The sequence below is a fragment of the Canicola haemoglobinophilus genome (assembly GCF_002015075.1).
GTDB lineage: Bacteria > Pseudomonadota > Gammaproteobacteria > Enterobacterales > Pasteurellaceae > Canicola > Canicola haemoglobinophilus.
The window spans coordinates 1-25,823 of record NZ_MUXZ01000008.1; the positions used below are offsets into that span (position 1 = coordinate 1).

Here is a 25,823-nt window from a genome sequence, read left to right on the forward strand (position 1 = left end):
CGCCACCTTACGGACAAGACGGTCTTTAGGCACGAGTTGTTCGAGACTTATCATCTCGAGCTCATATTGGGGAGAGGTGGTATTTTTGAGCATAGGCATTTCCTTTTTTGAGATGCCTATTAGATCAAACCTCTAGAAAGATGTCTAGAGGTTTGTCAATGGTCTGAGATAAACCGCACTTTTAAAGTGCGGTTTATTTTTTATGTTTTTATGAAACTCGAAATTAGTAGAGGCTAAAGGCTTTAATATAAGGTAGTTTTCCTCTTTTAAGCATATCCTCTATACCACTTTTGTGGTCTGTTGGGGATAGACCACGTAATTCAAAGTTGACACTAAAGCTATTATCATAAAGTACTTCATCGGCACTTTGATTAGCTTTACTTGTTACATATCGTCTAGCGCCAACACCAACAGACCAACAGCAAGTGTTGTATTGAACACCTAAGTATTGCTCAACTGGTTTTTTGAGAGCCAAGTCTTGGTAATAACGACCCACTACAGCCCAATTATTATTTAATTCCCAAGCCGCAGCTATTCCTAACTGTTTGATGCTTTGACCATAAGTGTTTTTGCCAGCCAGGTTTTGATCAATATAATCTTGGCTTACATAACGATAACTTAGTTGTACTAAGTTATTATTTTCTGGATTATATTCTAGAACAGTATTTGCCAAAGAAGTTTTGTTTAAGCGAGTATCATATTGATAGCTTCCACGCCAGTTCCATTTCTTATTAATTCGCCAGTTACTTTCTAATGCCCAAGATGATGAGCTTCCTTGTGTACTATTTTGTTGGTTATTATCGATACGTGAATTTGTGATGTAATAGATCTGACCAATGGATAAATTGAAACGTTCGTTACTCTTTTCATCATAGAATCTGGTTGTTCCCCCAATGGTAAATTGATTAGCAGATGCAATACGATCTAAACCACTATAGCGACGATCACGGAATAACGAGAAGTAATCCTGTTGTAATAAGGTTGAGTCATAACCAAAACCTAAATAATCATTATTATTTTGTTTTATACCTATATCTGATTGATCTTTATAAGGGCGGTATAAATATTGAAGTCTTGGCTCTAATGTTTGTGTATAGCCATCGATAAAGCTCTGTTTATTGGCTAAGACAGTTTGAAAATCAAGTTTAACTTGTGGTAGTACACGATTAACTTTTTTCTTCACATCTTCTGCATTCTCGCCCTTACCGCGTTTTTGCTGATAGCGAGTAGCATAAAGTTTAGTTTCAATATTTAAACTACCATAGCGATTAGCAAGTGGTAAGGATAAGCTTGGTTCTATATGGAAACGCCAAGCAGTAGGCATTAATGCACTGTCATTATCAAAATGAACGGCTTGTGAAAATAGACTAAAGTCAATTGGGCTATTCAGTATTTCATTGCGATGATAATTAAAGTCAATTTGTGGTAATGCACGATAAGGTCCAACATCTACTTCATCAAAAACTTGGAATTGTTTTACTGCAATAGAAATATTGTAGTTAGGCTGGTAATAAGCAATACGTGCATTTTGATCTGCATAGCCATCTGTACTATTCCCATATCTAGAGTCAAAATCATTGAAGTAACGTTTATCGCTTACTTTCGTATAGTTTACATTTAAACGCCAATCTTTTAGGAAACTAGAATTATGCTCCCAGTACAATAGATGACGATCTCTATCTGTCTCTAAATAATCGGAATAGCGATCCGTGTTTAAATATTCAGCTGCGATTTTACCTTCAACAATACGAGTTAAATAACGCGTTTCTGCATTTAATTGCCAGCCACGATGAGACATATATTTTGGCGTAAATGTAGCATCAAAGTTCGGTGCAATATTCCAATAAAATGGTTGAGCATACCAATAGCCATCACGACTAGAAATTCCTGCATTTGGAATAAGCAATCCAGAACGACGGCGATCGCCTATTGGTAATTGTAAATAAGGTGTGTAGAAAACAGGAACACCAGCGATTTTAAAGCGAGCATGCCACATTTCAGCGTACTCTTCTTTGATATATTGGCGCATTTCTTTGGCATCAATAGACCAAGAATTATCATTTGGTAAACAAGATGTGAAAGTGGCATTTTTCATTAAACGATAATTTTCTCGTAACTCAACTTCTTTTGCAGTACCTCGACCTTGTCGTCCAACTAATTGATAGTTTGCATCTTGAATATTGGCATCTTTACTATTTAGATGGATCTTCGCATTGTTTCCATCTAAATTAATTAAATTGTCTTTATAGTCAAAGCCATTTTTTGCATAAGCATAACGTTGAGTGCTTTTGTCTTTACCTGCTTGCTCAATTTCAATCATACCTGCTGTTAGATGACGATTGCCTTGTTTTACATTTACATCGCCTTCGTAGCGAGCTACGCTCGATTGTTCGAGCTCAGCCTTATCAGCTTCAATATAAACAGGCAAATCATTGGGATTGCCCTGAATGATTTCACCATTGAAATGAGGCACGCCTACTAAGCATTGTTGTTGTAAACTTGCTTGGGAAGATAAGCTATAAAGTGCGGTAAAAATTGAGAGAGAAAGTAGGGTATAAGTCTTTTTCATTGTTGTGCTATTTTGTTTGCCGAAAATTAGCCAAGATTATAAATAAAATTGCGCTAAAAAGCATTATAAATAAGGCGAAGAATGTGCTTATTCTTATTTTAAACTCTGCTTTTAAAATCAAAATAATGATTTCATAATTTCCAAGATATGCTATTGTATGCCAGTTCAATTCTGTATAGATAAACAAAAGGAAAAACTATGACAACACAATTAGATGCTTTACGCGAAATGACAGTAGTCGTTGCAGATACAGGTGATATTGAAGCAATTAAAAAATATCAACCACAAGATGCAACCACAAATCCATCTCTAATTTTAAGTGCATCATCATTACCACAATATGCATCGTTAATTGATGAGGCAATTGCGTATGCAAAAGCAAAAAGTGCGGATAAAGCACAGCAACTAATTGATGCTGAAGATAAATTAGCGGTAAATATTGGTTTAGAAATTTTAAAAATTGTACCGGGACGTATTTCAACTGAAGTGGATGCGCGCCTTTCTTATAATACACAAGCTACTGTAGAAAAAGCACGTAAACTTATCGCACTGTATAACGAAGCAGGTATTAGTAATGATCGTATTTTGATCAAAATCGCATCAACTTGGCAAGGTATTCGCGCAGCAGAAATTTTGGAAAAAGAGGGCATTAATTGTAACTTAACCTTGTTATTCTCCGAAGCTCAGGCTCGTGCTTGTGCAGAAGCTGGCGTTTACTTAATTTCTCCTTTCGTTGGTCGTATTCTTGACTGGTACAAAGCAAATAGCGATAAGAAAGAATATGCACCAGCTGAAGATCCGGGCGTGATTTCTGTAACGAAAATCTATAATTACTACAAACAATATGGTTATAACACCGTGGTAATGGGCGCAAGTTTCCGTAATGTTGGCGAAATTACTGAGTTAGCAGGTTGCGATCGTTTAACTATTGCTCCAGCGCTATTAAAAGAATTACAAGAAAATACCACCGCACTTGTGCGCAAATTGGAATTCAAAGGCGAGGTTCAAGAAAAACCACAAGCATTAACTGAAAGTGAATTCTATTGGCAACACAATAGCGATCCAATGGCAGTGGAAAAATTAGCAGACGGTATCCGTAAATTTGCCGCTGACCAAGAAAAATTAGAAGCGATGTTGCTAGCAAAATTCTAGTTTAGTATTAAATAAAATTAAGGACGAAAATTTTCGTCCTTATTTTTTGAGCTTAATTTGTTGTTCACAATTGTATTGAATTTATTATCCCCTTGGATGAAATCTTGCATGTAAATGTTTTAATCGCTCTTTTGCCACATGAGTATAAATTTGCGTAGTGGATAAATCGCTGTGTCCCAACAACATTTGCACCACACGCAAATCTGCGCCGTGATTGACTAAATGGGTGGCAAAGGCATGGCGTAAAACATGGGGCGAAAGTGCGGCGGTATCAATTTCAGCCAATACCGCATAATATTTCACTCGATGCCAAAAAGTTTGGCGGGTCATTTGTGTACCTCGGCGACTTGGAAAGACCACATCAGAACTTTGCCCATCTAACAGAAAAGCACGCCCATATAAGACAAATTGGCGAACCCAATAGCTCGCCTCCTCTCCCATAGGCACAATACGCTCTTTATTGCCTTTACCGATAACTCGTACAACACCCTGATTGATATTGATACTATCAATAGTCAAGCTGACCAATTCTGTGACACGCAAACCCGTAGCGTACAATAATTCCAACATGGCTTTATCTCTTAACTCTAAGGGAATTTCTGTGTTTGGCGTATTGAGCAAGTCGGTTACCTGTTGTTCCGTGAGATATTTGGGTAAGCGACTTGGTAATTTAGGCGAACTTAGCACCGCACTTGGATCATCTATACGATATTTTTCCCGATACAAATATTGAAACAGTTTGCGCAAGGCGCTTAACATTCTGGCGGTGCTGGTAGCTTTATAACCTTGAACTAAACGCTCGCCTAAAAATGTTTGTAAATCCACTGCATCAAGGGTTTCAAAGCCCAGCCCTTGAGGTTCTAGCCATTGCGAAAGTGCGGTCAGATCCAAGCGATAAGATTGGATTGTATTTTCAGATAATCCCTTTTCTAACCATAATTCATTTAAGAAAAGCTCGATTAATGCGTTGTCTTTCATTCTTCAACTCTAGTGATAACGGTTTGACGAAATGCACTGATATTTCTTGGAATAATCGGGATAGCCAGCACTGCAATAAGCATCATAGTTAAGAAAGTATAAAACGGCGAAATTGGGTAAATTAAGCTCGATAGTCCAGCTAACAAACCAATCGCAATACAGGCTGCCAGACTGTTATATAAGCCTTGTAACTTGGCAATAGCTTGATGCGGCTGAGTTGAAATATAGCGGATCATGGCATAATGACTAGTGGCAAAAGTGATGCTATGTAAAAGTTGGATAAAAGCAATCATGGCGATATTGTCCGCAATACTTAAACCGCCCCAGCGCACAACCGCCCCTACAGCAGCGAGGTAAAATAATGAGCTTACTTTCCAATTACTAAACCATTTGGACGAAAAGAAAAAGAGTACAATTTCTGCCACAATACTTAATGCCCAAAGGCTGCCAATGGCTTGTAGCGGAATATTCAATTCTTGCCAGTATAAAACGCTGTAAGAATAATAAGCCGCATGAGAACCATGAATAAGTGAAATGGCAATAAGCAAGCGTAATGTTACTTTGTTTTTTAGTAATTGCGCAAAACTAAAATGGGCATTTTCTATATCTGTATTTTCTTGTTGGGTTGGCTTAATCGGATCCACTGGTGGATGGGTTGGAATTGCCATTTGCCCCAATGCATAAAGGACTAAAAGTGCGGTCAAAATCCACACAATATTTTCCGCATCAATCATTTCAATCACATAGCCGAAAATCACCACACCAGCGGCAAAAGCAATGGAGCCAATCATACGTGCTTTACCATAATCAACGCCTTGTTGTTGCTGCCAAGTGGTAGAAAGGGTATCCATTAAAGGTATGCCCCCTGAATTTGCCATGGAAAAAAGCCCGACTAAGATACAAAGTAACCAAAAATGCGGTGCAATAAAGCCTGCGATAAACATCAAAGCACAAGTTGCCCAAGCTAAATAGCGTAAACCGCTAATGAGTTGCGAAGGAAGTTTAACTAAAGAAGAAAACCAAATTCCGCCTAAGGCACGGAAAAAGTAAGCGCTAGCTAAGATTAAACCAATGGTGGTTTCATCGTATGACTGAGATTTTAGCCACACGGGAAAATAAGGCACAAAAACGCCGTAAGCAAAGAAATAGCCAAATAAACAAATAGCCAACCAGCTAAAAGGTGAAACTCTCATTAAAATAAACTCTCCATTTCTTGTGAACGTTGCACGCAGGCTTGCATTGCTTGCTTGATTGTTTGTGTCATATTTTTTTGCTCAAAAACCGCTAAGGCAGCCGCGGTTGTTCCGCCTTTTGATGTGACATTTTCTCTCAGAGCTGATAAGGCTGTCTGTGGATTGTCAATCACCATTTGTGCTGCCCCTAATGCAGATTGTTGTACTAATAAGCGAGCGGTTTGCGGATCTAGATCCATTTCTACTAAGGCTTGTTGCATAGCTTCCATAAATAAAAAGAAATAAGCTGGGCTACTTCCTGAGCCTGCGGTCACTGAGTGCATGTCTTGCTCTTGTTCAAGCCAACAGATTTTTCCTACCGCACTTAATAAGTCTTGAGCAAATTGTTTTAATGCGGTTGGTACTTGCTCCGTAGCAAATAAGCCAGCCATGCCTTGTGAAACTAATGCTGGCGTATTTGGCATAACACGAATAATATTTTTTGCGCTTGGTAAAAGCGCAGTTAATCTTGCGGTAGAAATCCCTGCCGCAATGGAAATCACTAATTTATTGGAAAAATCCACCGCACTTAATGGCGCACAAACGTCAGCCATAATTTGCGGTTTGACTGCGAGTAAAATAACTTCAGCATCTTGTATGGCTTTAACATTATCATCACTCACTTGTGTTCCTTGCGCACTGAATAAATCTCGGCGATGCTGGTTTGGATCACAAACACAAATAAGCTCGGCAGGATAGCCCTGTTTTAATAAGCCAAAAACAATAGCTTGCGCCATATTTCCGCCACCAATAAAGCTAATTAATTTATGTTGCATATTTTTATCTCGAATAAGTTACAATAACGCCATATTGTACATGAAAACCCTTGAGGAAGAACGATGTTTTGGTTTAAAAATGCCCTAGTTTATCGCTTGACGAAATCTCTTGATTGGTCAGCAGAAAATTTACAATCCCAGTTGCTACAATGTGCATATCATCCTTGCCAGCAATCCGATATGAGTAAATTTGGTTGGTCTGAGCCTTTGCGTGAAAGTGAGTTATTATATTTTTCTGTTGGCAAGCAAATATTGCTCGTTGCGCATAAAGAAGAAAAGATTTTGCCCGCACAAGTCATTAAACGTGAGTTGGATGAACGTATTGAGCAACTTGAACAAAAAGAAAATCGAAAGCTGAAAAAAATTGAAAAGCAGGCATTAAAAGATGATGTGATAGCCACTTTATTGCCACGGGCATTTAGTAAAAATCAGCACACTGCTATGTGGATTGATGCGGAAAAAAACTTAATTTACATTGATACCGCCTCAAGCAAACGAGCCGAAGATTGTTTAGCTTTGCTGAGAAAATCTCTAGGTTCTTTGCCTGTTGTTCCTTTGGCTTTTGCTAATGAACCAAGTTTGATTATGACCGATTGGGTCAAGGGAAATGAACCTCAATGGCTGACCGTATTGGAAGATGCAGAATTGCAAGGCAGTCAAGATCAAGCGGTAATTCGTTGTAAACAGCAAACCCTTGATAGTGAAGAAATTTTAGGCTTATTAAATTCAGGCAAATATGTGACCAAATTATCACTGGATTGGGACGAGCATTTGAGTTTTACCCTGAATGAAGATGCAAGTTTAAAACGCTTAAAATTTGCTGATCAAATTCGTGAACAAAATGATGATATTTTGAAAGAAGATTTTGCTCAACGCTTTGATGCGGATTTTGTCTTGATGACGGGCATACTGGCTAAATTAACCGACAATCTTTTAGATGAATTTGGTGGAGAAAAAGAGCGGTTGTAAAAGAGAAAATTTTGCTCTAAAAAAACGGCGTAACTAAAAATTACGCCGTTTTGTCATTTATAGGTTGATATAACTTAAATGAAACTCATGGGATAAAATCCGTTTTGTCCTACAGTTTCGTAATAGTGACGAGCTATTACTGATTATATTCAACGTTCATATACAAAAGGGTATCCGTATATGAAAAACAATGATAAAAAATAATAATAAAAATAAAATGAGGAACTGGATTATAACTTCTTTTTACCAATTGCGATACAATTTTTCACATATTACCTGCCCTACAGTATATAGTGGCGAGTGTTTTGCTATTGCTGTTGGTTGCGTTGGTTGTGCTTGTTTTATTGTCGATAAACCCTCTCCCCAAAATTCAGAATAAAAAGTTTGTTGATTGTGAATCAAAATATAATTTTCACAGTTAAGTGTTTTATGCTTACGGAGAGATTTTGCGTAGGTATCAGGTTGCTCTTTGTAAACAAAAGCTGCTGTTGATAAATTCGTTACAACATCGAGATGAACTAAGCGTTTATTTGATTTATCTACCTGTACTGAATTTGTATCAATATATTCTTGGCTATTTTGATATAAAGGAATAAGGCCAGATTTAATTATATCTGGAGGGGATAATTTGAGATCATTTGTCGTTTGTTGGGCGCAAGCCGATAATAAAATAGCGCTAAAAATAAGGCCTAGTTTTTTCACTTTTAACTCCTTGAATTTTGGATACTTTAGCGACGAATTATTTTGTCACAATTTTTCTTGAAGATCTAATTCCATCATAAAAATAAATGAAATAAAATTTCTTTATAAAATCTATCGCAAACGATTGCGTGAGCGTGTTACAATAGCGCCCGTTTTCATTAACAATACTAATTTTTAGGATACAATCGTGAGTAAACAATCATTAAGTTATAAAGACGCAGGTGTAGATATCAATGCTGGAAATGCATTAGTGGAACGCATTAAATCTGATGTAAAGCGCACAACTAGACCAGAGGTTATTGGTGGTTTAGGCGGTTTTGGTGCTTTGTGTGCTTTGCCAACGAAATATAAAGAGCCTGTGCTTGTGTCTGGCACTGATGGTGTTGGGACTAAATTACGTCTTGCGATTGACTTGAAAAAACATGACACCATTGGGATTGATTTAGTGGCTATGTGCGTAAATGATCTTGTGGTGCAAGGTGCAGAACCGTTATTTTTCTTAGATTACTATGCAACAGGAAAATTAGAAGTGGATGTTGCCGCTGATGTGATTAAAGGGATTGCCGATGGTTGCGTACAATCTGGTTGTGCCCTAGTTGGTGGTGAAACTGCAGAAATGCCGGGAATGTATCATGCTGGAGATTATGATTTAGCTGGTTTCTGTGTCGGTGTTGTTGAGAAATCCGAAATTATTGATGGCTCCAACGTTAAAGTGGGAGATGCGTTAATTGCCCTCGCTTCAAGTGGACCTCATTCTAATGGTTATTCCCTAATTCGCAAAGTGATTGATGTGGCTGGAATTGATCCTGCAACAGAACAATTAGCTGGTCGCCCATTAGCAGAGCAAGCCCTTGCGCCAACCAAAATTTATGTGAAATCCGTTTTACAATTAATTAAGCATGCTGATGTTCATGCTATTTGTCATTTAACCGGTGGCGGTTTCTGGGAAAATATCCCTCGTGTGTTACCAGCTTCGGTTAAGGCTGTGATTGATGAGAAAAGTTGGGAATGGCAGCCTATTTTTAAATGGTTGCAAGAGCAAGGCAATATTGACCGTCATGAAATGTATAGAACCTTTAACTGCGGTGTCGGTATGATTATTGCTCTTCCACAAGAAGATGTGGAAACAGCATTAGCATTATTGCAGCAAGCCGGTGAAACCGCATGGGTAATTGGTAAAATTGAGCATGCTAATGCCGATGAAGAACAAGTTGTGATTGGCTAATGAAAAAGATCGTTGTTTTAATTTCTGGTGAAGGATTGACATTACAGGCATTGATTGATGCCTGTAAGTGCGGTCGCATTTCAGCTGAAATTTGCGCCGTAATAAGTAATAAATCCTCTGCATTTGGTTTACAAAGAGCAAAACTAGAAAATATTCCTACCCAAACATTCTTACGCAAAAATTTTGTCGATAATCAGGCAATGGATCAAGCGATTGGCGATTATATCCAATCGATTAATGCTGATTTAATTGTTTTGGCTGGTTATATGAAAATTCTAACTGCAGAATTTACTCAGCGTTTTGTGGGGAAAATTTTGAATATTCATCCTTCTTTGTTGCCTAAATTTCCTGGTTTAAATACTTATCAACAGGCATTGGATGCTGGTGAAACTGAGCATGGTACAACCGTGCATTTTGTGAATGAAGAAGTTGACGCAGGTGCGGTGGTATTACAAGCTAAAGTACCTGTTTTCCCTGCAGATACTGTGACAGATATTGAGCAACGAGTGAAAACGCAAGAATTACGCATTTATCCTTTAGTGGTGCAATGGTTTGTCAGTGATAGGCTCAAATTAATTAACGGAAGTGCTTATTTAGACGGAGAACAATTACCATCACATGGCGCAAGTTATTGATTCAAGGGGCTTTCGCCCCTTTAAACTAAAGAGAATTGATAAAAATAACTAAGATAATGATAGGGATAATATACTTCACATAGTTAAACCAAATATTAGTGAATTTTTCACCTGCTCCTAATTCTTTTTTCGCTTCATCTTTTAATACAAATCCAACGAAAATAGCGCTACCAAGTGCGGTTAAAATAAATAAAATATTTCCACTCACATAATCGAAAGCATCGAAAATACTCATTCCCATAATAGAGACATTGCGCCAAACGTTATCTCCTAAAGTAGAGGGGACATTGCCTAATATAAAGATTGCGCCCAGAGTTAACGCAATAGCTTGTTTACGGTTTAGTTTGGTTTTTTCTTGTAATGCTGTGATTAACACTTCATAAATAGTCAAGGACGTTGTTAAGGCTGCAATCACTAATAAACTAAAGAAAATCGTCGCAAAAACACCACCAGCCCACATATGTGAAAACACAATAGGTAAGCTTTGGAATACAAGAGTTGGTCCTGAGTTTGGTGATACATTGAAAGTAAATAATGATGGGAAAATCATAAAGCCTGCTGCTAAAGCAATCAGCGTATTGACAACGCCTGTAATAGTTGCTGTTTTGACTAAATTCTCTTTTTTATCTAAATAACTAGACAATGTGATTAAAACACCGAAACCTAAGCTTAATGCAAAGAAAACTTGACCTAATACAAAGACAAAAAGCTTACCTGTGATTTTTGAAAAATCAGGAATCAGGTAGAATTTAATTCCTTCCATTGCTCCCGGTAAAGTTATATTTCTAACGATCATCACTAATAGAAATATAAATAATAATGGCATCAAATATTTAACCGATCGTTCAATTCCATTGACAACGCCTTTGACCAAAATAATGTAGTTTGCTAACACAAAAAGTGCGGTATAAATCAGAATAAGCGTCGGGTTATTTTGAATATTGTCAGTAAAAAATTGTGATGTTGTATCAATTGTTACAGGATTAGAAAGATCAAGATTACCAGAAATAAGACTACCGATATAGGTTAATACCCAACCCCCTAGAACCATGTAATAAGCAAGAATACCAAAAGATCCTAGTAGTCCCATGTAACCAAGAAGTTTCCAAGTACGGTTGATTTTTTTGCCATTTGCACTCCCTCCAAAAGCATCCACGCTATTGATTTGCATACGACGACCAATCACATTTTCTACCAAAATCATGGGGATACCAATAACGATCATGGCAAGGCAAAACAGTAAAACATATGCCCCACCACCATTTTCTCCCACGAGATAAGGGAATCGCCAAGTTGCACCAAAACCAATCGTCGCACCAGCTACAGTAAGAACATAAGCCAGTCGACTTGACCAAGACTGTCGTTTTTCTTTTGTTGTCATAATTACCTCAGAATAGTTAAGCACAATCTTGCTAAAACCCTTCTAGGCTTTAGCAAGATTTAGTGGGTGGATAATACTGAAAAAGAAACCATTAAGCTAGTACAACTTCAGGTGGGGTATATTCTAGTCCAAATGCTTCGCTTACACCTTTGAAAGTACATTTACCATTATAAGTATTTAAACCTTGCAATAGTGCTGGATCTGATAAACATGCTTCTTTTACACCTAGTTTAGCGATTTTAAGTCCATAACTGAGCGTTGAATCTGTAAGTCCTAATGTTGATGTACGAGCAACACAACCGGGCATATTGGCAACACAGTAATGGATGACTCCATCGATTTCATAAGTAGGATTATTGTGTGTGGTTGGCTTTGAAGTTTCAAAACAGCCACCTTGATCAATAGCAACATCCACCAAAACAGAACCTTTTTTCATCAATTTTAGGTCTTCACGGCGTAATAAGTGCGGTGCTTTTGCGCCAGGGATTAATACTGCACCAATTACAACATCTGCTTCAGGTAATAAATCTAAGATATTACCTCTTGAACTAGTGCGAGTTTTAATTTTCATTCCGAAGATTTGATCTATATAAGCTAGGCGTTCCGCATTAATGTCTAGAATAGTTACATCTGCGCCAATGCCAACGGCAACTTGTGCCGCATTCAATCCTACCACACCAGCACCAAGAATCACGATTTTGGCTTTAGGTGTGCCAGCGGTTCCACTCAATAATATACCCGCTCCACCAAAAGTTTTTTGGATATATTTTGCTGATTCAAGAGTCGCTAAGCGACCTGCAATAGCGCTCATTGGTGCTAGGCAAGGTAAGCCAGTTGGGGTTTTAATGGTTTCGTAAGCAATGGATTGAATTTTTTTATTCAGAAGCATTTCAGTGAGAGGTTTATCTGCAGCAAGATGAAGATAAGTATAAAGTGATTGGTTTTCTCGGAAATAATGGTATTCTTCCTCAATAGGCTCCTTAACCTTAATAATTAAATCACTTTTAGCAAAAAGTGTTTCTTTGTCTGCAATAAGCGCACCAGCCTTTTGATAGGCTTCATCGCTAAAACCAATTTCTGCACCAGCATGGGTTTCAATATAAACAGTATGCCCAGCCTCCACATAGGATTGAACATTGGCAGGAGTTAGACCTACACGATACTCTTGAACTTTAATTTCTTTTGGACAACCAATAATCATTTTATTTTCTCCTGAGTATGTTTGAATTGACCATTTTTGTAACCAAAAATGATGTAAATTGTTACAATATATTTCAAATGTTAACAACTTATTAACATTGTATTGTTTTTAAAAGATTAAAAATGCGAAATGCTTCACACTTTTAGCAAAAATATCTAGTTGTTCGAAATGGTGACATTTACATTGCACTTTCTTTTACAAAAAGTGCGGTAATTTTTCTGCGAGTTTTTAGATTTGTTTGCTATAGTAAGCACAATTTTTTGATGAGCGTTTTAGGATAAAAAATGGCAGAAAAAATCATTATTGCTGAAAGTCAATTCATGCGCACAATTTCTCGCATTTCCCATGAAATTATTGAAAAGCATCAATCTTTAGATGATGTGATAATTGTTGGGATTAAGCGTAGAGGTGCTGAAATCGCAGAATTACTAAAGCGAAGAATTGCTGAGTTGAGTAACATTGAGTTGCCTTCTATTGATTTGGATATTACTTTTTATCGTGATGATTTAGAGTATGCAGACCAACAACACCAATTGCCCGTTTATAGTGGCGCATCAAATTATATTAATATCCAAAATAAAACCTTGATTTTAGTGGATGATGTATTGTTTACGGGGCGCACAATTCGCGCCGCACTTGATGCTTTGGTTGATTTTGGTCGGGCTGCGAAAGTGGAGCTAGTGATTTTTGTTGATCGTGGGCACAGAGAATTACCTATTCGAGCCGATTATGTTGGGAAAAATATTCCAACCAGTCGCAGTGAACAAGTGCAAGTTCGCACAATGCAATTTGATGGGCGTTACGAAGTAGCATTATTGACAAAATAAGGTTTGTGAACCTTTTGTAAAATTGCTACTCTAAGGAACGGTTTTACAAACTTATCGTGGAATAACAAAGCGGAATAAAAAATGAAAGTATTCAATTTAAAAACAGTTTTATTTTCAATCGTTGGATTATTTAGTGTTGCAACAACTGCACAAGCACGTGAAAGAGTTGTGGCTGCAGTGGATGGCAATCCAATTTTAGAAAGCCAAGTGAAAAGAGCATTGGGCAAACGTGCAAATAACGAAGCTAATCGTCAAGCAGCTTTAGAGAGCGTCATTGATGATTTATTGGTACAAAAAGCGATTCAGCAATCAGCTGTAAAGGTAAGCCAAGCTCATATTGACCAAATTATTGAAGGGATTGCTGCTCAAAATGGCTTAACTTTCGGACAGCTTCTTGATGCTTTAGATTATCAAGGCATTAATTATCAGGCTTATCGCAAACAAATTGCTAATCAAATCATCATGGGTGAAGTTCGTAATCAAGCAATTGGAAGCAGCGTTGATGTCACTCGTGAAGAAGTTCAGGCTCTAGGAAAACAGCTACTTGAGCAAGCTAAGTCACAAGGAAAAGAGAAAAAAGTAACCGCACCTGAATACAATGTGCGCCATATTTTATTGAAATTAAATCCGTTGTTAAATGATGCACAAGCGAAAGCACAATTGACACAAATTCGCTCAGATATTTTGGCAAACAAAATTTCTTTTGCGGATGCTGCGTTAAAATATTCTAAAGATTACCTTTCTGGTGCAAATGGTGGAAGTTTAGGTTTTATGTTCCCTGATGCGTATGCGCCACAATTTGCAAAAACTATCCAATCTACTAAAAAAGGCGTGATTTCTGCACCATTTAAAACTGAGTTCGGTTGGCATATTTTAGAAGTGACAGATGTGCGTGATGGCGATAGAACTCAAGATGCTTATATGCAAGAAGCATATCAGCAAATTGTCAATCAACAATTAAAAGAAGCATCTGGCGACTGGGTAAAAGCCCTACGTAAACGTGCTAATATTCAATATTTCAATTAATCATCAGATCCCGGCGCAAAGTCGGGATTTTTGTTTTATAATACCGCCAATTTTTACCATTCAAATTTTCACTTATGAATTCAAAAAAACATTTAGGACATACCGCGCGTAAGCGTTTTGGGCAAAATTTCTTGCATGATAATAATGTTATCCAAAATATTGTGATGGCAATTTATCCACAAAAAGATCAATTTTTACTTGAGATTGGACCGGGTTTAGGGGCATTGACAGAACCAGTGGCAGAAAAAGTAGAGCGCTTAACTGTTGTTGAACTGGATCGTGATCTTGCTGAACGTTTACGTCATCATCCATTTTTACATCAAAAGCTCAATGTCATTGAACATGATGCGATGCAATTTAATTTTGAACAGCTTTATATTGATGAAAAACTCGCTGAGAAAAATCAGAAATTGCGTGTTTTTGGTAACTTGCCTTACAACATTTCCACACCTTTAATGTTTCATTTATTCAAGTACCATGCAATTATTCAAGATATGCACTTTATGTTGCAAAAAGAAGTGGTAAAACGCCTTTGTGCTGCTCCTAATAGTAAAGCCTATGGACGCTTAACTATTATGGCGCAATATTTTTGCCAAGTATTACCAGTGTTAGAAGTGCCACCAAGTGCCTTTAAACCAGCGCCTAAAGTGGATTCAGCGGTTGTACGTCTTGTGCCACATAAAGAATTGCCACATCCTGTAAAAGATTTGTATTGGTTAAATCGAGTGACTACCCAAGCCTTTAACCAGCGCCGAAAAACCTTACGCAATGCCTTATCAACTTTATTTTCCGCTGAACAATTGACCACACTTGATATTGATTTAAATGCACGAGCAGAAAACCTCTCTATTGCTGATTATGCAAAATTGGCTAATTATCTCGCTGATAATCCGCCAGCAGACAAGCAAGAGATAGGCGAAGATGAGATTTTGTTAGATTTAGAATAACCAATAAATAGCAACATTATGGCAACTTATTTAGTCGGTGATTTACAAGGCTGCTATGACGAATTACAGCTTTTATTAGAGCAAGTTCAATTCAATCCTAAACAAGATAAGCTTTATCTGGTAGGCGATTTAGTTGCTCGTGGGGATAAATCTTTGGACTGTTTGCGCTTGGTAAAATCCTTAGGAACATCAGCACAAACTGTTTTAGGCAACCATGATTTGCATTTAATTTCCACCGCACTTGGTATCAAAAAAATTAAGCCTAAAGATCGGGTCGATGAGATTTTTGCTGCCCCAGATTTTGCCGAACTTATTGATTGGTTGCGTCAGCAGCCATTACTGGTTCATGATGAAAAATGTGATTTTGTCATGACTCACGCAGGCATTTCGCCAGATTGGGATTTAGCTACTGCGAAAGCTTGTGCTAAAGAAGTAGAAAATGAATTACAAAATGGCGATTATCATTATTTAATCAGTAATATGTATGACAATCAGCCTGATCGTTGGTCTACGGATTTACAAGGATTAGCACGCTTACGTTATAGCATTAATGCTTTTACGCGTATGCGTTTTTGCTATTGGGATCATCGTTTAGATTTTGATTGCAAAGCTCCTGTGGATCAAGCACCACAAGAACTTACTCCTTGGTTTAATTTGAATAATCCATTATTTAAAACACAAAATCTCGTTTTTGGGCATTGGGCGAGTTTAGTGGATACGCCAACACCTAGCAATATTTATGCGCTCGATACGGGCTGTGTTTGGGGCAATCGTATGACAATGTTGCGTTGGGAAGATAAGCAATATTTTGTACAAAGAGCGGTAAAAAATTATGCTGAATAGTAAGGTACAACTTATTGCACCTTACAATCTATTGATTAAAGATAATGACTGCGAAAGTCTTCAATTTGTTTTCCTATATTTTCAAAATGTGTTTTATCTAGGCGTTGAAGACAGCGAACAATGAGTTTTTTTCCTTCTGTGACTGCTAAAGCGTAGTTATCAGCTTGCCATTGCTCTTTAGTAAAGCCGCTCACTTCTTCTTGACACTGAAAATCAGTATTTTGAAAATAGAATTGGGAGCTGTCTTTCAAATTGTCCTTTTGGAAACGTACAGCAATAGCGAATTGTACCGCTAATTTATAATGCTCATTATCATAAACAAGATAATTATCGCCATGAACGAAATAGAGTGGAATTTGACTGTAATTTATTGGCTTACTGAAAACAATATTTTGCTTTAATAATTCCTTATATTTTGGATAAGCATAGCTGATACTGATATTTTGAATTGGCGTAATTTCGCCCATTAAATCTTCTTTTGAATGAGTATAAATCTTGGCTCTACAAGCTCCAATTAAGTTAAAAAGTGAGAAAGGGTTACAAAGAATTGTTTCCGCAACATCGCCAGCTACCGCACTTGCATTATGCCCTCTTGTAATAATGCGAAGATTTTCGACTCGTTTTGGTTTAAGTTTCAATGATGTTAATTGAAATGTACTGTGATTAGCCAAAGTAATGGTATCTTCAATACCAACAACTTCCTTTGAACTTGATGAACAAGCGGTTAAAACAACCGTTGCTAACATTGTCAAAAATATATTTTTTGCCATTTAGATTATCCTTTAATAAAGTTGATATCCTTGTTTTTGCAATGCATCAACTTTTTCTTGCCATGCTTTTTTGTCTTCTGGATAAACTTGCCAGCGGAAACCATCAGCGATCATACAGCTATGGATTAATGAGATTTCCCCTGAGGGATCAACTTTATTCATTCCAACATCATATTTGCATTTTGCCAATTTTGTGCTTGCATCTCGTGCGGTTGCTCCTTCTTTATACCAGTATGGCTCAGGTTGAGGAGGATAAGGTCGCATCATTAAGCAGCCAGCTAAGCGAAAAGATAGGCTAAGTAGTACAAATCTTTTCATTTTAATTCCCTTTTGAGTTGTAAATTATAGTTGATACTCATTAGTTGAGTATATTTTGAAATATACAACATCAAAACAATCAACTCAAGAGTATAAATGGGAAAAATATCATTCATTGAATATTTTTACGGGTAAGAGAATGAGTAGATTTGTTGCTGTTGAAGTAGATGTTGCTATTGGAAGAAAAATTCAACAAAGAAGAAAAGAATTAGGTTTAACCGCAGAAAATTTAGCAGAGCAAATTGGCGTTTCTCAACAACAATTTTCGCGTTATGAACGTGGTGCGACAAAAATTAATGTTGCTCATTTGGTCAATATTGCCGTGATTTTGGATACCCCAATTAGCTGGTTTTTTGCAGATAGCAAAGCAGATAATTTAACTTTTTCTTCGCAAGAAACCTATGTTCCATTAAGGAATGACGCACTAAAATCTAGATTGGATTATCATTGGGCAAAACTATCTAATGAACAACGTAGAAATTTAATTAATTTTTTAGACGTAATGAATAAATAATTCACTGACGAGTTCCATTGAGTCAACAGTGTTATCAATAATTTTCCTATCAATTTTAGCCATTTTCGGCTATCCTATACCACATTTTCTATCTTCAATTTAGACCGCACTTTTTACTTCTTTTGAGGCATTCCACACCAAAAGTGCGGTAGGTTTTCATATAAAAGGTAATATTATGCAAGAACAATACCGTCCTGATCTTATTGAATCAGAAGTACAAAAATATTGGGCTGAAAATAAAACATTCAAAGCTATCAAAGATCCTTCCAAAGAAAAATATTATTGTCTCTCGATGTTCCCTTATCCCTCTGGTCGTTTACACATGGGACACGTTCGTAACTATACCATTGGCGATGTAATCTCTCGTTATCAACGTATGAATGGTAAAAACGTGTTACAACCAATGGGGTGGGATGCTTTTGGTTTGCCTGCGGAAGGGGCTGCGGTGAAGAATAAAACTGCACCAGCAAAATGGACTTATGAAAATATCGAATACATGAAAAATCAGCTCAAAATTTTGGGTTTTGGTTTTGATTGGGATCGTGAAATTGCAACTTGCAAACCTGAATATTATAAATGGGAACAATGGTTCTTTACTGAGTTGTACAAAAAAGATTTAGTGTATAAAAAAACCTCAACAGTAAACTGGTGTCCGAATGATGAAACTGTATTAGCGAATGAGCAAGTTCATGAAGGTTGCTGCTGGCGTTGTGATACACCTGTGGAACAAAAAGAAATCCCTCAATGGTTTATTAAAATTACCGATTATGCGGAACAATTATTAGGTGGCTTAGACCAACTTCCTGAATGGCCAGATATGGTAAAAACCATGCAACGTAACTGGATTGGTCGTTCTGAAGGGGTTGAGATTACTTTTAAAGTCGATAACTCAGACCAAAACTTAACTGTTTACACCACTCGTCCAGATACATTCTATGGTGTTTCTTATCTAGCGGTTGCCGCTGCACACCCATTAGCTGAAAGTGTGGCTCAAAATAATCCAGAATTAGCAGCCTTTATTCAAGAGGCTAAAAATACCAAAGTGGCTGAAGCTGAACTTGCTACCATGGAGAAAAAAGGCATGGCAACAGGTTTGTATGCTGTTCATCCAATTACGGGAAAATTGTTGCCGATTTGGGTGGCAAACTTCGTATTAATGCATTACGGCACAGGTGCAGTAATGGCAGTTCCAGCTCATGACCAACGTGATTATGAATTTGCACAAAAATATCAATTGCCTTTATTCCCTGTGATTAAACCAGCGGATAATTCTGAATTAGATCTTTCTAAACAAGCTTATACTGAATATGGCATTACGATTAACTCAGGTGAATTTGATGGTCTAGATTTTGACCGCACTTTTAATGGCATTGCCGATAAACTTGAGCAAATGGGCGTAGGAAAACGCCAAGTCAATTATCGTTTGCGTGACTGGGGGGTTTCTCGTCAACGTTATTGGGGAGCACCAATTCCAATGTTGACCTTAGAAAATGGCGATGTGGTGCCAGCACCATTACAAGATTTGCCAATTGTATTACCTGAAGATGTGGTCATGGACGGTGTGAAAAGTCCAATTAAAGCCGATCCTGAATGGGCAAAAACCACTTATAACGGTCAACCAGCACTAAAAGAAACGGATACTTTTGATACCTTTATGGAATCTTCTTGGTATTACGCTCGCTATACTTCGCCACAATTCCAACAAGGTATGTTAGATGCTGACGAAGCAAATTATTGGTTGCCAGTGGATCAATATATCGGCGGAATTGAGCATGCAACCATGCACTTATTGTATTTCCGCTTCTTCCACAAATTGTTGCGTGATGCAGGCTTTGTGACTTCTGATGAGCCAAGCAAAAAATTGTTGTGTCAAGGAATGGTGCTTGCAGATGCATTCTATTACACCAGTCCAACTAATGAACGTATTTGGGTATCGCCAACCAAAGTGACTTTAGAACGTGATGAAAAAGGGCGTATTATCAAAGCTGTTGATGATGAAGGGCATGAGCTTGTACATAGCGGTATGACCAAAATGTCTAAATCTAAAAACAACGGTATTGACCCACAAGAAATGGTGGAAAAATATGGTGCGGATACCGTGCGTTTATTTATGATGTTCGCTTCGCCAGCAGAAATGACCTTGGAATGGCAAGAATCTGGCGTTGAAGGGGCAAACCGTTTCTTACGCCGTTTATGGAATTTAGTGTTTGAATACAATAAAAATCCAGCGGAAACTGCCCTAAATCCAACCGCACTTTCAGCAGCACAAAAGGCTTTACGCCGTGATGTACACAAAACTATTGCTAAAGTGAGTGATGATATTGGCCGCCGTCAAACCTTCAACACTGCGATTGCGGCTGTGATGGAGTTAATGAACAAACTGACTAAAGCACCGCTTGCGGAAGAACAAGACCGTGCAATTATGGCAGAGGCATTGAGTGCAGTTGTGCGTATGCTTTACCCAATTACACCACACATTTGTTTCCAACTTTGGCAAGATTTAGGCAACGAAGGTGCTATTGATTTCGCCCCTTGGGTTGTAGCTGATGCAGATGCAATGATCGAAAATGAAAAATTAGTGGTGGTGCAAGTGAATGGTAAAGTTCGCAGTAAAATTACCGTACCTGCTGATATGGCTGAAGAAGACATTAAGCAAGTGGCTTTAGCTGAAGAAAATGTACAAAAATTCTTAAATGGTTTAACCGTCGTTAAAACCATTTATGTACCGGGTAAATTATTTAGCTTTGTGGCGAAATAAGATAAAAATACAACCGCACTTGTAAAAGTGCGGTTCAATTTAAGGGAATTTTTATGTTCAAAAAAATTAAAACGGTTTTACTTGGTGCAAGTATTTTGGCTATTAGCGCCTGTGGATTTCATTTTCAAAATGGTGAGTTAATCCCAAATGAACTCAGAACACTTGTGTTAGAAAGTAGCGATCCTCATAGCGATATGTCAATTGCACTACGTCGCCAATTACAAGCTAATAACGTGAATATTGTTGAAAGCCAATCGAATATCACTGTTTTACGCTTAAATAGCACTAAAATGAGCGATCAAGTTGTGTCTATTTTCAAACGAGGTCATGAGGCAGAGAAAATTTTAATGTTAGAAGTGCAGGCGACAGTACGTTTGCCAAACAAACAAAGTTATCCAATTAGTGCAAATGTGAACCACACTTTCTTTGATAACTCTCGTGCTGCATTAGCAAAATCTGTGGAAAAAGAGGTTATTTGGAATGATATGCGTGAACAAGCAGCACGCCAATTAATCAGCCAAATGATTGCATTACAAGCGCAGTTACAAGGTAAATAATGAACCGTATTTTTACGGAGCAACTTCCAACGTCACTCAGTAAAAACTTGTCTTCCATTTATTATTTAGTAGGGCAAGATCCTTTGTTGCTGGTGGAAAGCCGTGATGCCGTTGTACAAGCAGCAGCATCACAAGGATTTGACGAAAAGTTAGAAATCAATGTAGATAATTCTACTGACTGGGAAGCTATTCTAGAACAAGCTCAATCCATGGGCTTGTTTTTTCAACGCCAAATCTTAGTGCTAAATTTACCTGAAAATCTGACCGCACTTATCCAAAAAAACTTACAAGAACTTATCTCTTTACTTCATTCTGACCTGCTTTTGATTTTACAATTAGCCAAACTCACTAAACCAATGGAAAAGCAGGCTTGGTTTGAGTTAGCTAATCAACAAAATCCTCATGCTGTGTTAGTGAATTGCCAGACCCCAACCCTTGAGCAATTGCCTCGTTGGATAACACAACGGGCGTACAATATGAAATTAGAGATTGCGCCAGAAGCAATAAATTTACTTTGTTATAGCTATGAAAATAATTTGCTTGCGCTAAAACAGGTGTTGCAATTGCTGGATTTGCTTTATCCAGATCATAAGTTGACCTTAAATCGAGTAAATTCTGTGGTTGAGCAGTCTTCTGTTTTCACTGTATTTCAATGGGTAGATGCCTTATTAGAAGGAAAATTAGGACGAGCAGAGCGAATTTTACAAGGCTTAAAAGCTGAGGACGTACAACCCATCATCTTATTACGCACCTTGCAACGAGAGCTGCTGACTATCTTGCAACTGACCCAGCAACAGCAGCGTATTGAGAATATTGATATTCCCTTACCAAGTGCGCAATTAAAAGATCAATTTGATCGCCTCAAAGTATGGCAAAACCGCCGCACTTTTTTTGTGCAAGCGATACAGCGCATGACTTACCGAAAATTATATTCAATTATTCAACAACTTGCCGATCTTGAGCGCATGGTTAAATTAGAATTTAGTGATAATGTTTGGGATAAATTGACAGACTTATCAGCAAAAATTTGCCACTAAGATTTTTTCTCAGTGGCAATTTTTCGATATTATATAGCAATGTATTTGTAGGGACGCCACGCTGGCGTCCGAATAAAGATTTTAAAATTCTCTGTAAAATCAAGCAATTGTACTGATATTTAAAACGGATGCCAGCGTGGCGTCCCTACTTTTCTTATCTCTTTAAGGTTTTGTGCATTTGCTACATAATGTCGCAATTTTTTATCTTAATTTTTCCCTTAATTCTTCCGCACTTTGACAAGTTTTAATGTGTTCAAAAAGTGCGGTGGCTTCTGAGTATTCTTTTTTCAAATATTGTAGCCATTGTTTAATTCGAGCGATGTGATAAAAACCACTATCGAATTCGTTTTCAACATAAGCATATTTATACAAAATTGGCATTACGCCTTGTTGCCAATCAAGTTTTTCAGCATTGAATTTGATCACATGGCTTAAATTAGGAATATTTAACGCTCCTCGCCCGATCATTAAATCTTGGCAACCCGTAATCGCTAAACAATTTTGCCCATCTTGCCAATGCCAAATTTCACCATTAGCGATCACAGGAATACGCAATTTCTTTCTCACTTCAGCGATTTTATGCCAATTAATCCGATCTGCACGATAACCATCCATTTTGGTACGTCCATGAATAGTGATTTCCGTCGCGCCTCCTTGTTGCACAGCGTCCGCAATTTCAAAGGCTTGTTCAACATTGTCCCAACCTAACCGCACTTTTACGCTAACAGGCTGCGCCTTAGGAACCGCTTGGCGAATAGCTTTAGTGGCTTGATAGATCAGCTCTGGTTGTTTTAATAAAGAAGCGCCGCCATGACTTCCATTGACGGTTTTGGAAGGACAACCACAATTCAAATCAACCCCCTGAGAACCTAATTCAATGGCGCGTTGTGCATTTTCTGCAAGCCATTGTGGATATTGTCCCAAAAGTTGTACACGAACAGGCGTACCAGAAGAAGTAAAGCCCTGATTGTGCAATTCAGGGCATAAACGATAAAAAACTTTGCTTGGTAGAAGTTGATCAACAACGCGTACAAACTCAGAAATACAGAGGTCGTATTCATTGACCTCTGTTAACAATTGACGCACAAAAGGATCAAGCACGCCTTGCATTGGCGCTAAAATAACTCGCATTAGGTTATTTCCAGCCTTTCGCTTTGCAAATTAAATCATAAGCGGCTTGAATTTGTTGTGCTTTTTCTTTTGCCATTTCGAGCATTTCGGGTGGTAAGCCTTTAGAAACCAATTTATCTGGATGATTTTCGTTCATCAAACGGCGATAGGCACGTTTGACGGTTTGTTGCTCATCAGTGGCAGACACACCAAGGACTTTATAAGCATCATCTAAAGTTGGGCCTGATTGCTGATAGCTATTTTGATATTGTCCTTGCTGTTGGTAGCCTTGATAGCTCCCTTGTTGATAAGAACCACTTTGTTGATAAAAACCACCACGACTAAAGTGGCGAGCAGCTAATTCCATAGCGAGCATTTGCTCAAATTGGAAACGAGATAATCCCAATTCTTCTGCGACAATTTGTAAGACCTCTTTTTCTGCCATTTGCAGTTCATTGTCCATAAAAGCTGCTTTGACTTGTACGCTTAAAAACATGCGTAATAGATCCGCTCTTTGTCCACAGCCTAAACGGAATTCACGAATAACTTGGCGTAAAGGGAAATCCGCTTGTTTACCACGATTAAAGGCTTCTTGTGCTAAACGTCTGCCAGCATCATCGAGATTGAGCTGTTGCATGAGGCTTGTAGCTAATGCAATATCGTCTTCAGTAACTCGCCCTTTGGCTTTGCTTAGATGGCCTAATACCGCAAAAGTGGTTTGCATAAAGAGTGATTGGCGAGTCAGTTTATTTTTGAAAAAAGTGGAGTTCACACTGCCTAGCTCATAGAGCTTTTTATCGGCAAGGTGCCCTAAAATTAAACCAGCAATGGCGCCAAAAAAACCGCCAAAACGCCAGCCAACAATAAAACCGATCATTTTTCCGAAAAAGTTCATTTTAGCTCCTGTAGTTAAACACCATATTCATCACGATATTGCTGCATGGCAGGAATATATTGATTGTATTGGGGATCTTGCTTGATAAATTGCATGAGGTCATCTAAATCAATAATGGATAAAACGTGGCATTGATAATCTCGTTCCACTTCCTGAATTGCAGAAAGTTCACTTCTTCCACGCTCTTTACGATTTAACGCAATAACCACCGCACTTAATTGGGCGTTATTAGCTGAAATCAAGTCCATTGCCTCACGAATAGCCGTCCCAGCGGTAATCACATCATCTACAAGTAATACTTTATTTTGCAATGGGCTACCAATTAAATTTCCACCTTCGCCATGATCTTTGACTTCTTTGCGATTAAAACAAACTGGCTTATCTAAGTTAAAACGGTTAAATAGGGCAATTGATACCGCACTTCCAATTGGAATGCCTTTGTACGCAGGGCCAAATATCACATCATAATCCAGTTGATTGGCTTGAATGGCTTGCGCATAAAAATCGCCTAAACGTGCTAAATCTGCTCCCGTATTAAACAGCCCTGCATTGAAAAAATAAGGGCTTTTACGGCCTGATTTTAGAGTGAACTCACCGAATTTTAGCACTCCGCGACTAAGTGCAAATTGAATAAATTCAATTTTGTAATCTTGCATAAATGCTCCTTATTCCGCTAATGCGGCACGTTGCGCTACAAATATTTGTTCACAACCTTGTTTAGCCAGATCTAATAAAGTCAGTAGTTCTGCGTGACTAAATGGTTCGCCTTCTGCGGTGCCTTGTACTTCAATCATGCGACCATCTTCCATCATCACCACATTCATGTCGGTTTCCGCAGCACTGTCTTCGACATATTCTAAATCACATACCGCTTCGCCATTGACGATGCCAACAGAAATCGCCGCAACTAATGATTTAATTGGATTGGTTTTCAATGTACCGTTTTGCATTAGCACATTAATTGCATCAATTAATGCCACACAAGCACCTGTGATTGATGCAGTTCTTGTTCCGCCATCCGCTTGAATAACATCGCAGTCTAAAGTAATTGCACGCTCGCCTAAGGCATCAAGATCAACCATCGCACGCAATGAACGAGCGATTAAGCGTTGAATTTCCATCGTGCGACCGCCTTGTTTGCCTTTTGCTGCTTCACGTTGCATACGACTATGAGTTGAACGAGGAAGCATGCCATATTCCGCAGTTACCCAGCCTTTGCCTTGACCTTTTAAAAAGCGTGGTACGCTATCTTCAACCGTTGCCGTACAGATAACTTTAGTGTCGCCAAACTCCACTAACACTGAACCTTCAGCATGTTTGGTGTAATGGCGAGTGATTTTAATTGGGCGTGGTTGGTTGATTGCTCTTGCATTTGGACGCATGACATATTCCTTCAAATTA

Annotated in this window: 25 protein-coding genes; 12 read left to right on the forward strand and 13 right to left on the reverse strand. The window is 38.1% G+C overall.

The window, feature by feature from the left end; genetic code table 11:
- Nucleotides 1–223: 223 nt before the first annotated feature.
- Entirely contained in the window at nucleotides 224–2,569 is a 2,346-nt protein-coding gene (gene lptD, locus B0186_RS02840) for an LPS assembly protein LptD (RefSeq protein ID WP_078217888.1), read from the reverse strand.
- 198 nt (nucleotides 2,570–2,767) lie between these two features.
- On the opposite strand from lptD, the gene tal reads away from it, so the two are divergent.
- Entirely contained in the window at nucleotides 2,768–3,721 is a 954-nt protein-coding gene (tal, locus tag B0186_RS02845) for a transaldolase (RefSeq protein ID WP_078217889.1), read from the forward strand.
- Nucleotides 3,722–3,805: 84 nt separating this feature from the next.
- Here tal and xerD read toward each other — a convergent pair whose 3' ends face one another.
- The 3 genes from xerD to proC are packed head-to-tail and all read right to left on the reverse strand — an operon-like array spanning nucleotide 3,806 to nucleotide 6,707.
- Entirely contained in the window at nucleotides 3,806–4,699 is an 894-nt protein-coding gene (xerD, locus tag B0186_RS02850) for a site-specific tyrosine recombinase XerD (RefSeq protein WP_078217890.1), read from the reverse strand.
- Nucleotides 4,696–5,892 carry a 3-phenylpropionate MFS transporter gene (locus B0186_RS02855; RefSeq protein WP_078217891.1) on the reverse strand — a complete coding sequence of 399 codons (1,197 nt, stop codon included), beginning with the start codon at nucleotides 5,890–5,892 and terminating at the stop codon, nucleotides 4,696–4,698. The genes xerD and B0186_RS02855 overlap by 4 nt, the downstream gene beginning before the upstream one ends.
- The gene (gene proC / locus B0186_RS02860) at nucleotides 5,892–6,707 is read right to left on the reverse strand and encodes a pyrroline-5-carboxylate reductase (protein WP_078217892.1); all 816 of its coding nucleotides are present in this window, start codon (nucleotides 6,705–6,707) and stop codon (nucleotides 5,892–5,894) included. Before proC ends, B0186_RS02855 begins: the two co-directional genes overlap by 1 nt.
- A gap of 63 nt (nucleotides 6,708–6,770) precedes the next feature.
- Between proC and rdgC the strand changes: the two genes are divergently transcribed.
- Nucleotides 6,771–7,676, forward strand: a complete 906-nt coding sequence (gene rdgC / locus B0186_RS02865; RefSeq protein ID WP_078217893.1) for a recombination-associated protein RdgC — start codon at nucleotides 6,771–6,773, stop codon at nucleotides 7,674–7,676.
- A gap of 243 nt (nucleotides 7,677–7,919) precedes the next feature.
- Here the strand turns inward: rdgC and B0186_RS02870 are convergent, their stop codons facing one another.
- Complete coding sequence (locus tag B0186_RS02870; RefSeq protein WP_078217894.1) at nucleotides 7,920–8,378, reverse strand: surface-adhesin E family protein; 459 nt, start codon at nucleotides 8,376–8,378, stop codon at nucleotides 7,920–7,922.
- 187 nt (nucleotides 8,379–8,565) lie between these two features.
- Here B0186_RS02870 and purM point away from each other — a divergent pair, with 187 nt between their 5' ends.
- Both purM and purN read left to right on the forward strand, forming a co-directional pair.
- Nucleotides 8,566–9,603 (forward strand): phosphoribosylformylglycinamidine cyclo-ligase, encoded by a 1,038-nt coding sequence (gene purM / locus B0186_RS02875; RefSeq protein WP_078217895.1) that lies wholly within the window; start codon nucleotides 8,566–8,568, stop codon nucleotides 9,601–9,603.
- Nucleotides 9,603–10,238: a phosphoribosylglycinamide formyltransferase gene (gene purN, locus B0186_RS02880; protein ID WP_078217896.1), complete on the forward strand. Its 636-nt coding sequence runs from the start codon at nucleotides 9,603–9,605 to the stop codon at nucleotides 10,236–10,238. The genes purM and purN overlap by 1 nt, the downstream gene beginning before the upstream one ends.
- Nucleotides 10,239–10,263: 25 nt before the next feature.
- On the opposite strand, the gene B0186_RS02885 is transcribed toward purN, so the two are convergent.
- Together B0186_RS02885 and ald are read right to left on the reverse strand one after the other, a co-directional pair.
- A complete protein-coding gene (locus tag B0186_RS02885) occupies nucleotides 10,264–11,619 on the reverse strand; it encodes a sodium-dependent transporter (RefSeq protein ID WP_078217897.1) in 1,356 nt (451 codons plus the stop codon).
- Between the two features lie 91 nt (nucleotides 11,620–11,710).
- Nucleotides 11,711–12,820, reverse strand: coding sequence for an alanine dehydrogenase (gene ald, locus B0186_RS02890; protein ID WP_078217898.1), 1,110 nt, complete (start codon nucleotides 12,818–12,820; stop codon nucleotides 11,711–11,713).
- 284 nt (nucleotides 12,821–13,104) lie between these two features.
- Here ald and pyrR point away from each other — a divergent pair, with 284 nt between their 5' ends.
- The 4 genes from pyrR to apaH all read left to right on the forward strand — a co-directional run bounded on the left by pyrR (nucleotide 13,105) and on the right by apaH (nucleotide 16,463).
- Nucleotides 13,105–13,647 (forward strand): bifunctional pyr operon transcriptional regulator/uracil phosphoribosyltransferase PyrR, encoded by a 543-nt coding sequence (gene pyrR, locus B0186_RS02895; protein WP_078217899.1) that lies wholly within the window; start codon nucleotides 13,105–13,107, stop codon nucleotides 13,645–13,647.
- Between the two features lie 81 nt (nucleotides 13,648–13,728).
- Nucleotides 13,729–14,673, forward strand: a complete 945-nt coding sequence (locus B0186_RS02900) for a peptidylprolyl isomerase (protein ID WP_078217900.1) — start codon at nucleotides 13,729–13,731, stop codon at nucleotides 14,671–14,673.
- Nucleotides 14,674–14,747: 74 nt separating this feature from the next.
- The gene (rsmA, locus tag B0186_RS02905; RefSeq protein ID WP_078217901.1) at nucleotides 14,748–15,620 is read left to right on the forward strand and encodes a 16S rRNA (adenine(1518)-N(6)/adenine(1519)-N(6))-dimethyltransferase RsmA; all 873 of its coding nucleotides are present in this window, start codon (nucleotides 14,748–14,750) and stop codon (nucleotides 15,618–15,620) included.
- An 18-nt stretch (nucleotides 15,621–15,638) separates the two neighbouring features.
- Nucleotides 15,639–16,463 carry a bis(5'-nucleosyl)-tetraphosphatase (symmetrical) ApaH gene (gene apaH, locus B0186_RS02910; protein WP_078217902.1) on the forward strand — a complete coding sequence of 275 codons (825 nt, stop codon included), beginning with the start codon at nucleotides 15,639–15,641 and terminating at the stop codon, nucleotides 16,461–16,463.
- A 35-nt stretch (nucleotides 16,464–16,498) separates the two neighbouring features.
- Here the strand turns inward: apaH and B0186_RS02915 are convergent, their stop codons facing one another.
- On the reverse strand, nucleotides 16,499–17,233 hold the full coding sequence (locus B0186_RS02915) for a hypothetical protein (RefSeq protein WP_078217903.1): 735 nt from the start codon (nucleotides 17,231–17,233) through the stop codon (nucleotides 16,499–16,501).
- Between the two features lie 12 nt (nucleotides 17,234–17,245).
- Nucleotides 17,246–17,551 carry a hypothetical protein gene (locus B0186_RS02920; RefSeq protein WP_078217904.1) on the reverse strand — a complete coding sequence of 102 codons (306 nt, stop codon included), beginning with the start codon at nucleotides 17,549–17,551 and terminating at the stop codon, nucleotides 17,246–17,248.
- Nucleotides 17,552–17,690: 139 nt separating this feature from the next.
- Here B0186_RS02920 and B0186_RS02925 point away from each other — a divergent pair, with 139 nt between their 5' ends.
- The 4 genes from B0186_RS02925 to holA all read left to right on the forward strand — a co-directional run bounded on the left by B0186_RS02925 (nucleotide 17,691) and on the right by holA (nucleotide 22,417).
- Nucleotides 17,691–18,065, forward strand: a complete 375-nt coding sequence (locus B0186_RS02925; RefSeq protein ID WP_078217905.1) for a helix-turn-helix domain-containing protein — start codon at nucleotides 17,691–17,693, stop codon at nucleotides 18,063–18,065.
- 175 nt (nucleotides 18,066–18,240) lie between these two features.
- The gene (leuS, locus tag B0186_RS02930; RefSeq protein ID WP_078217906.1) at nucleotides 18,241–20,823 is read left to right on the forward strand and encodes a leucine--tRNA ligase; all 2,583 of its coding nucleotides are present in this window, start codon (nucleotides 18,241–18,243) and stop codon (nucleotides 20,821–20,823) included.
- Between the two features lie 53 nt (nucleotides 20,824–20,876).
- A complete protein-coding gene (locus B0186_RS02935) occupies nucleotides 20,877–21,380 on the forward strand; it encodes an LPS-assembly lipoprotein LptE (RefSeq protein ID WP_078217907.1) in 504 nt (167 codons plus the stop codon).
- Nucleotides 21,380–22,417 carry a DNA polymerase III subunit delta gene (gene holA, locus B0186_RS02940; protein ID WP_078217908.1) on the forward strand — a complete coding sequence of 346 codons (1,038 nt, stop codon included), beginning with the start codon at nucleotides 21,380–21,382 and terminating at the stop codon, nucleotides 22,415–22,417. Before B0186_RS02935 ends, holA begins: the two co-directional genes overlap by 1 nt.
- 201 nt (nucleotides 22,418–22,618) lie before the next feature.
- On the opposite strand, the gene dusC is transcribed toward holA, so the two are convergent.
- From dusC to rph, 4 genes are read right to left on the reverse strand one after another with little or no spacing between them, the layout of a single operon-like run.
- Nucleotides 22,619–23,548 carry a tRNA dihydrouridine(16) synthase DusC gene (gene dusC, locus B0186_RS02945; RefSeq protein WP_078217909.1) on the reverse strand — a complete coding sequence of 310 codons (930 nt, stop codon included), beginning with the start codon at nucleotides 23,546–23,548 and terminating at the stop codon, nucleotides 22,619–22,621.
- A gap of 4 nt (nucleotides 23,549–23,552) precedes the next feature.
- Nucleotides 23,553–24,422: a co-chaperone DjlA gene (djlA, locus tag B0186_RS02950; RefSeq protein ID WP_078217910.1), complete on the reverse strand. Its 870-nt coding sequence runs from the start codon at nucleotides 24,420–24,422 to the stop codon at nucleotides 23,553–23,555.
- 14 nt (nucleotides 24,423–24,436) lie between these two features.
- The gene (gene pyrE / locus B0186_RS02955; RefSeq protein ID WP_078217911.1) at nucleotides 24,437–25,078 is read right to left on the reverse strand and encodes an orotate phosphoribosyltransferase; all 642 of its coding nucleotides are present in this window, start codon (nucleotides 25,076–25,078) and stop codon (nucleotides 24,437–24,439) included.
- 9 nt (nucleotides 25,079–25,087) lie between these two features.
- Nucleotides 25,088–25,804: a ribonuclease PH gene (gene rph, locus B0186_RS02960; RefSeq protein WP_078217912.1), complete on the reverse strand. Its 717-nt coding sequence runs from the start codon at nucleotides 25,802–25,804 to the stop codon at nucleotides 25,088–25,090.
- Nucleotides 25,805–25,823: the final 19 nt, after the last annotated feature.

What these genes read in the sequence shown, in the direction of transcription:
- lptD (WP_078217888.1), bottom strand. Translation starts at nt 2,569, where the DNA reads ATGAAAAAGACTTATACCCTACTTTCTCTCTCAATTTTTACCGCACTT.
- tal (WP_078217889.1), top strand. Translation starts at nt 2,768, where the DNA reads ATGACAACACAATTAGATGCTTTACGCGAAATGACAGTAGTCGTTGCA.
- xerD (WP_078217890.1), bottom strand. Translation starts at nt 4,699, where the DNA reads ATGAAAGACAACGCATTAATCGAGCTTTTCTTAAATGAATTATGGTTA.
- B0186_RS02855 (WP_078217891.1), bottom strand. Translation starts at nt 5,892, where the DNA reads ATGAGAGTTTCACCTTTTAGCTGGTTGGCTATTTGTTTATTTGGCTAT.
- proC (WP_078217892.1), bottom strand. Translation starts at nt 6,707, where the DNA reads ATGCAACATAAATTAATTAGCTTTATTGGTGGCGGAAATATGGCGCAA.
- rdgC (WP_078217893.1), top strand. Translation starts at nt 6,771, where the DNA reads ATGTTTTGGTTTAAAAATGCCCTAGTTTATCGCTTGACGAAATCTCTT.
- purN (WP_078217896.1), top strand. Translation starts at nt 9,603, where the DNA reads ATGAAAAAGATCGTTGTTTTAATTTCTGGTGAAGGATTGACATTACAG.
- B0186_RS02885 (WP_078217897.1), bottom strand. Translation starts at nt 11,619, where the DNA reads ATGACAACAAAAGAAAAACGACAGTCTTGGTCAAGTCGACTGGCTTAT.
- ald (WP_078217898.1), bottom strand. Translation starts at nt 12,820, where the DNA reads ATGATTATTGGTTGTCCAAAAGAAATTAAAGTTCAAGAGTATCGTGTA.
- pyrR (WP_078217899.1), top strand. Translation starts at nt 13,105, where the DNA reads ATGGCAGAAAAAATCATTATTGCTGAAAGTCAATTCATGCGCACAATT.
- B0186_RS02900 (WP_078217900.1), top strand. Translation starts at nt 13,729, where the DNA reads ATGAAAGTATTCAATTTAAAAACAGTTTTATTTTCAATCGTTGGATTA.
- rsmA (WP_078217901.1), top strand. Translation starts at nt 14,748, where the DNA reads ATGAATTCAAAAAAACATTTAGGACATACCGCGCGTAAGCGTTTTGGG.
- apaH (WP_078217902.1), top strand. Translation starts at nt 15,639, where the DNA reads ATGGCAACTTATTTAGTCGGTGATTTACAAGGCTGCTATGACGAATTA.
- B0186_RS02915 (WP_078217903.1), bottom strand. Translation starts at nt 17,233, where the DNA reads ATGGCAAAAAATATATTTTTGACAATGTTAGCAACGGTTGTTTTAACC.
- B0186_RS02920 (WP_078217904.1), bottom strand. Translation starts at nt 17,551, where the DNA reads ATGAAAAGATTTGTACTACTTAGCCTATCTTTTCGCTTAGCTGGCTGC.
- B0186_RS02925 (WP_078217905.1), top strand. Translation starts at nt 17,691, where the DNA reads ATGAGTAGATTTGTTGCTGTTGAAGTAGATGTTGCTATTGGAAGAAAA.
- leuS (WP_078217906.1), top strand. Translation starts at nt 18,241, where the DNA reads ATGCAAGAACAATACCGTCCTGATCTTATTGAATCAGAAGTACAAAAA.
- B0186_RS02935 (WP_078217907.1), top strand. Translation starts at nt 20,877, where the DNA reads ATGTTCAAAAAAATTAAAACGGTTTTACTTGGTGCAAGTATTTTGGCT.
- holA (WP_078217908.1), top strand. Translation starts at nt 21,380, where the DNA reads ATGAACCGTATTTTTACGGAGCAACTTCCAACGTCACTCAGTAAAAAC.
- dusC (WP_078217909.1), bottom strand. Translation starts at nt 23,548, where the DNA reads ATGCGAGTTATTTTAGCGCCAATGCAAGGCGTGCTTGATCCTTTTGTG.
- djlA (WP_078217910.1), bottom strand. Translation starts at nt 24,422, where the DNA reads ATGAACTTTTTCGGAAAAATGATCGGTTTTATTGTTGGCTGGCGTTTT.
- pyrE (WP_078217911.1), bottom strand. Translation starts at nt 25,078, where the DNA reads ATGCAAGATTACAAAATTGAATTTATTCAATTTGCACTTAGTCGCGGA.
- rph (WP_078217912.1), bottom strand. Translation starts at nt 25,804, where the DNA reads ATGCGTCCAAATGCAAGAGCAATCAACCAACCACGCCCAATTAAAATC.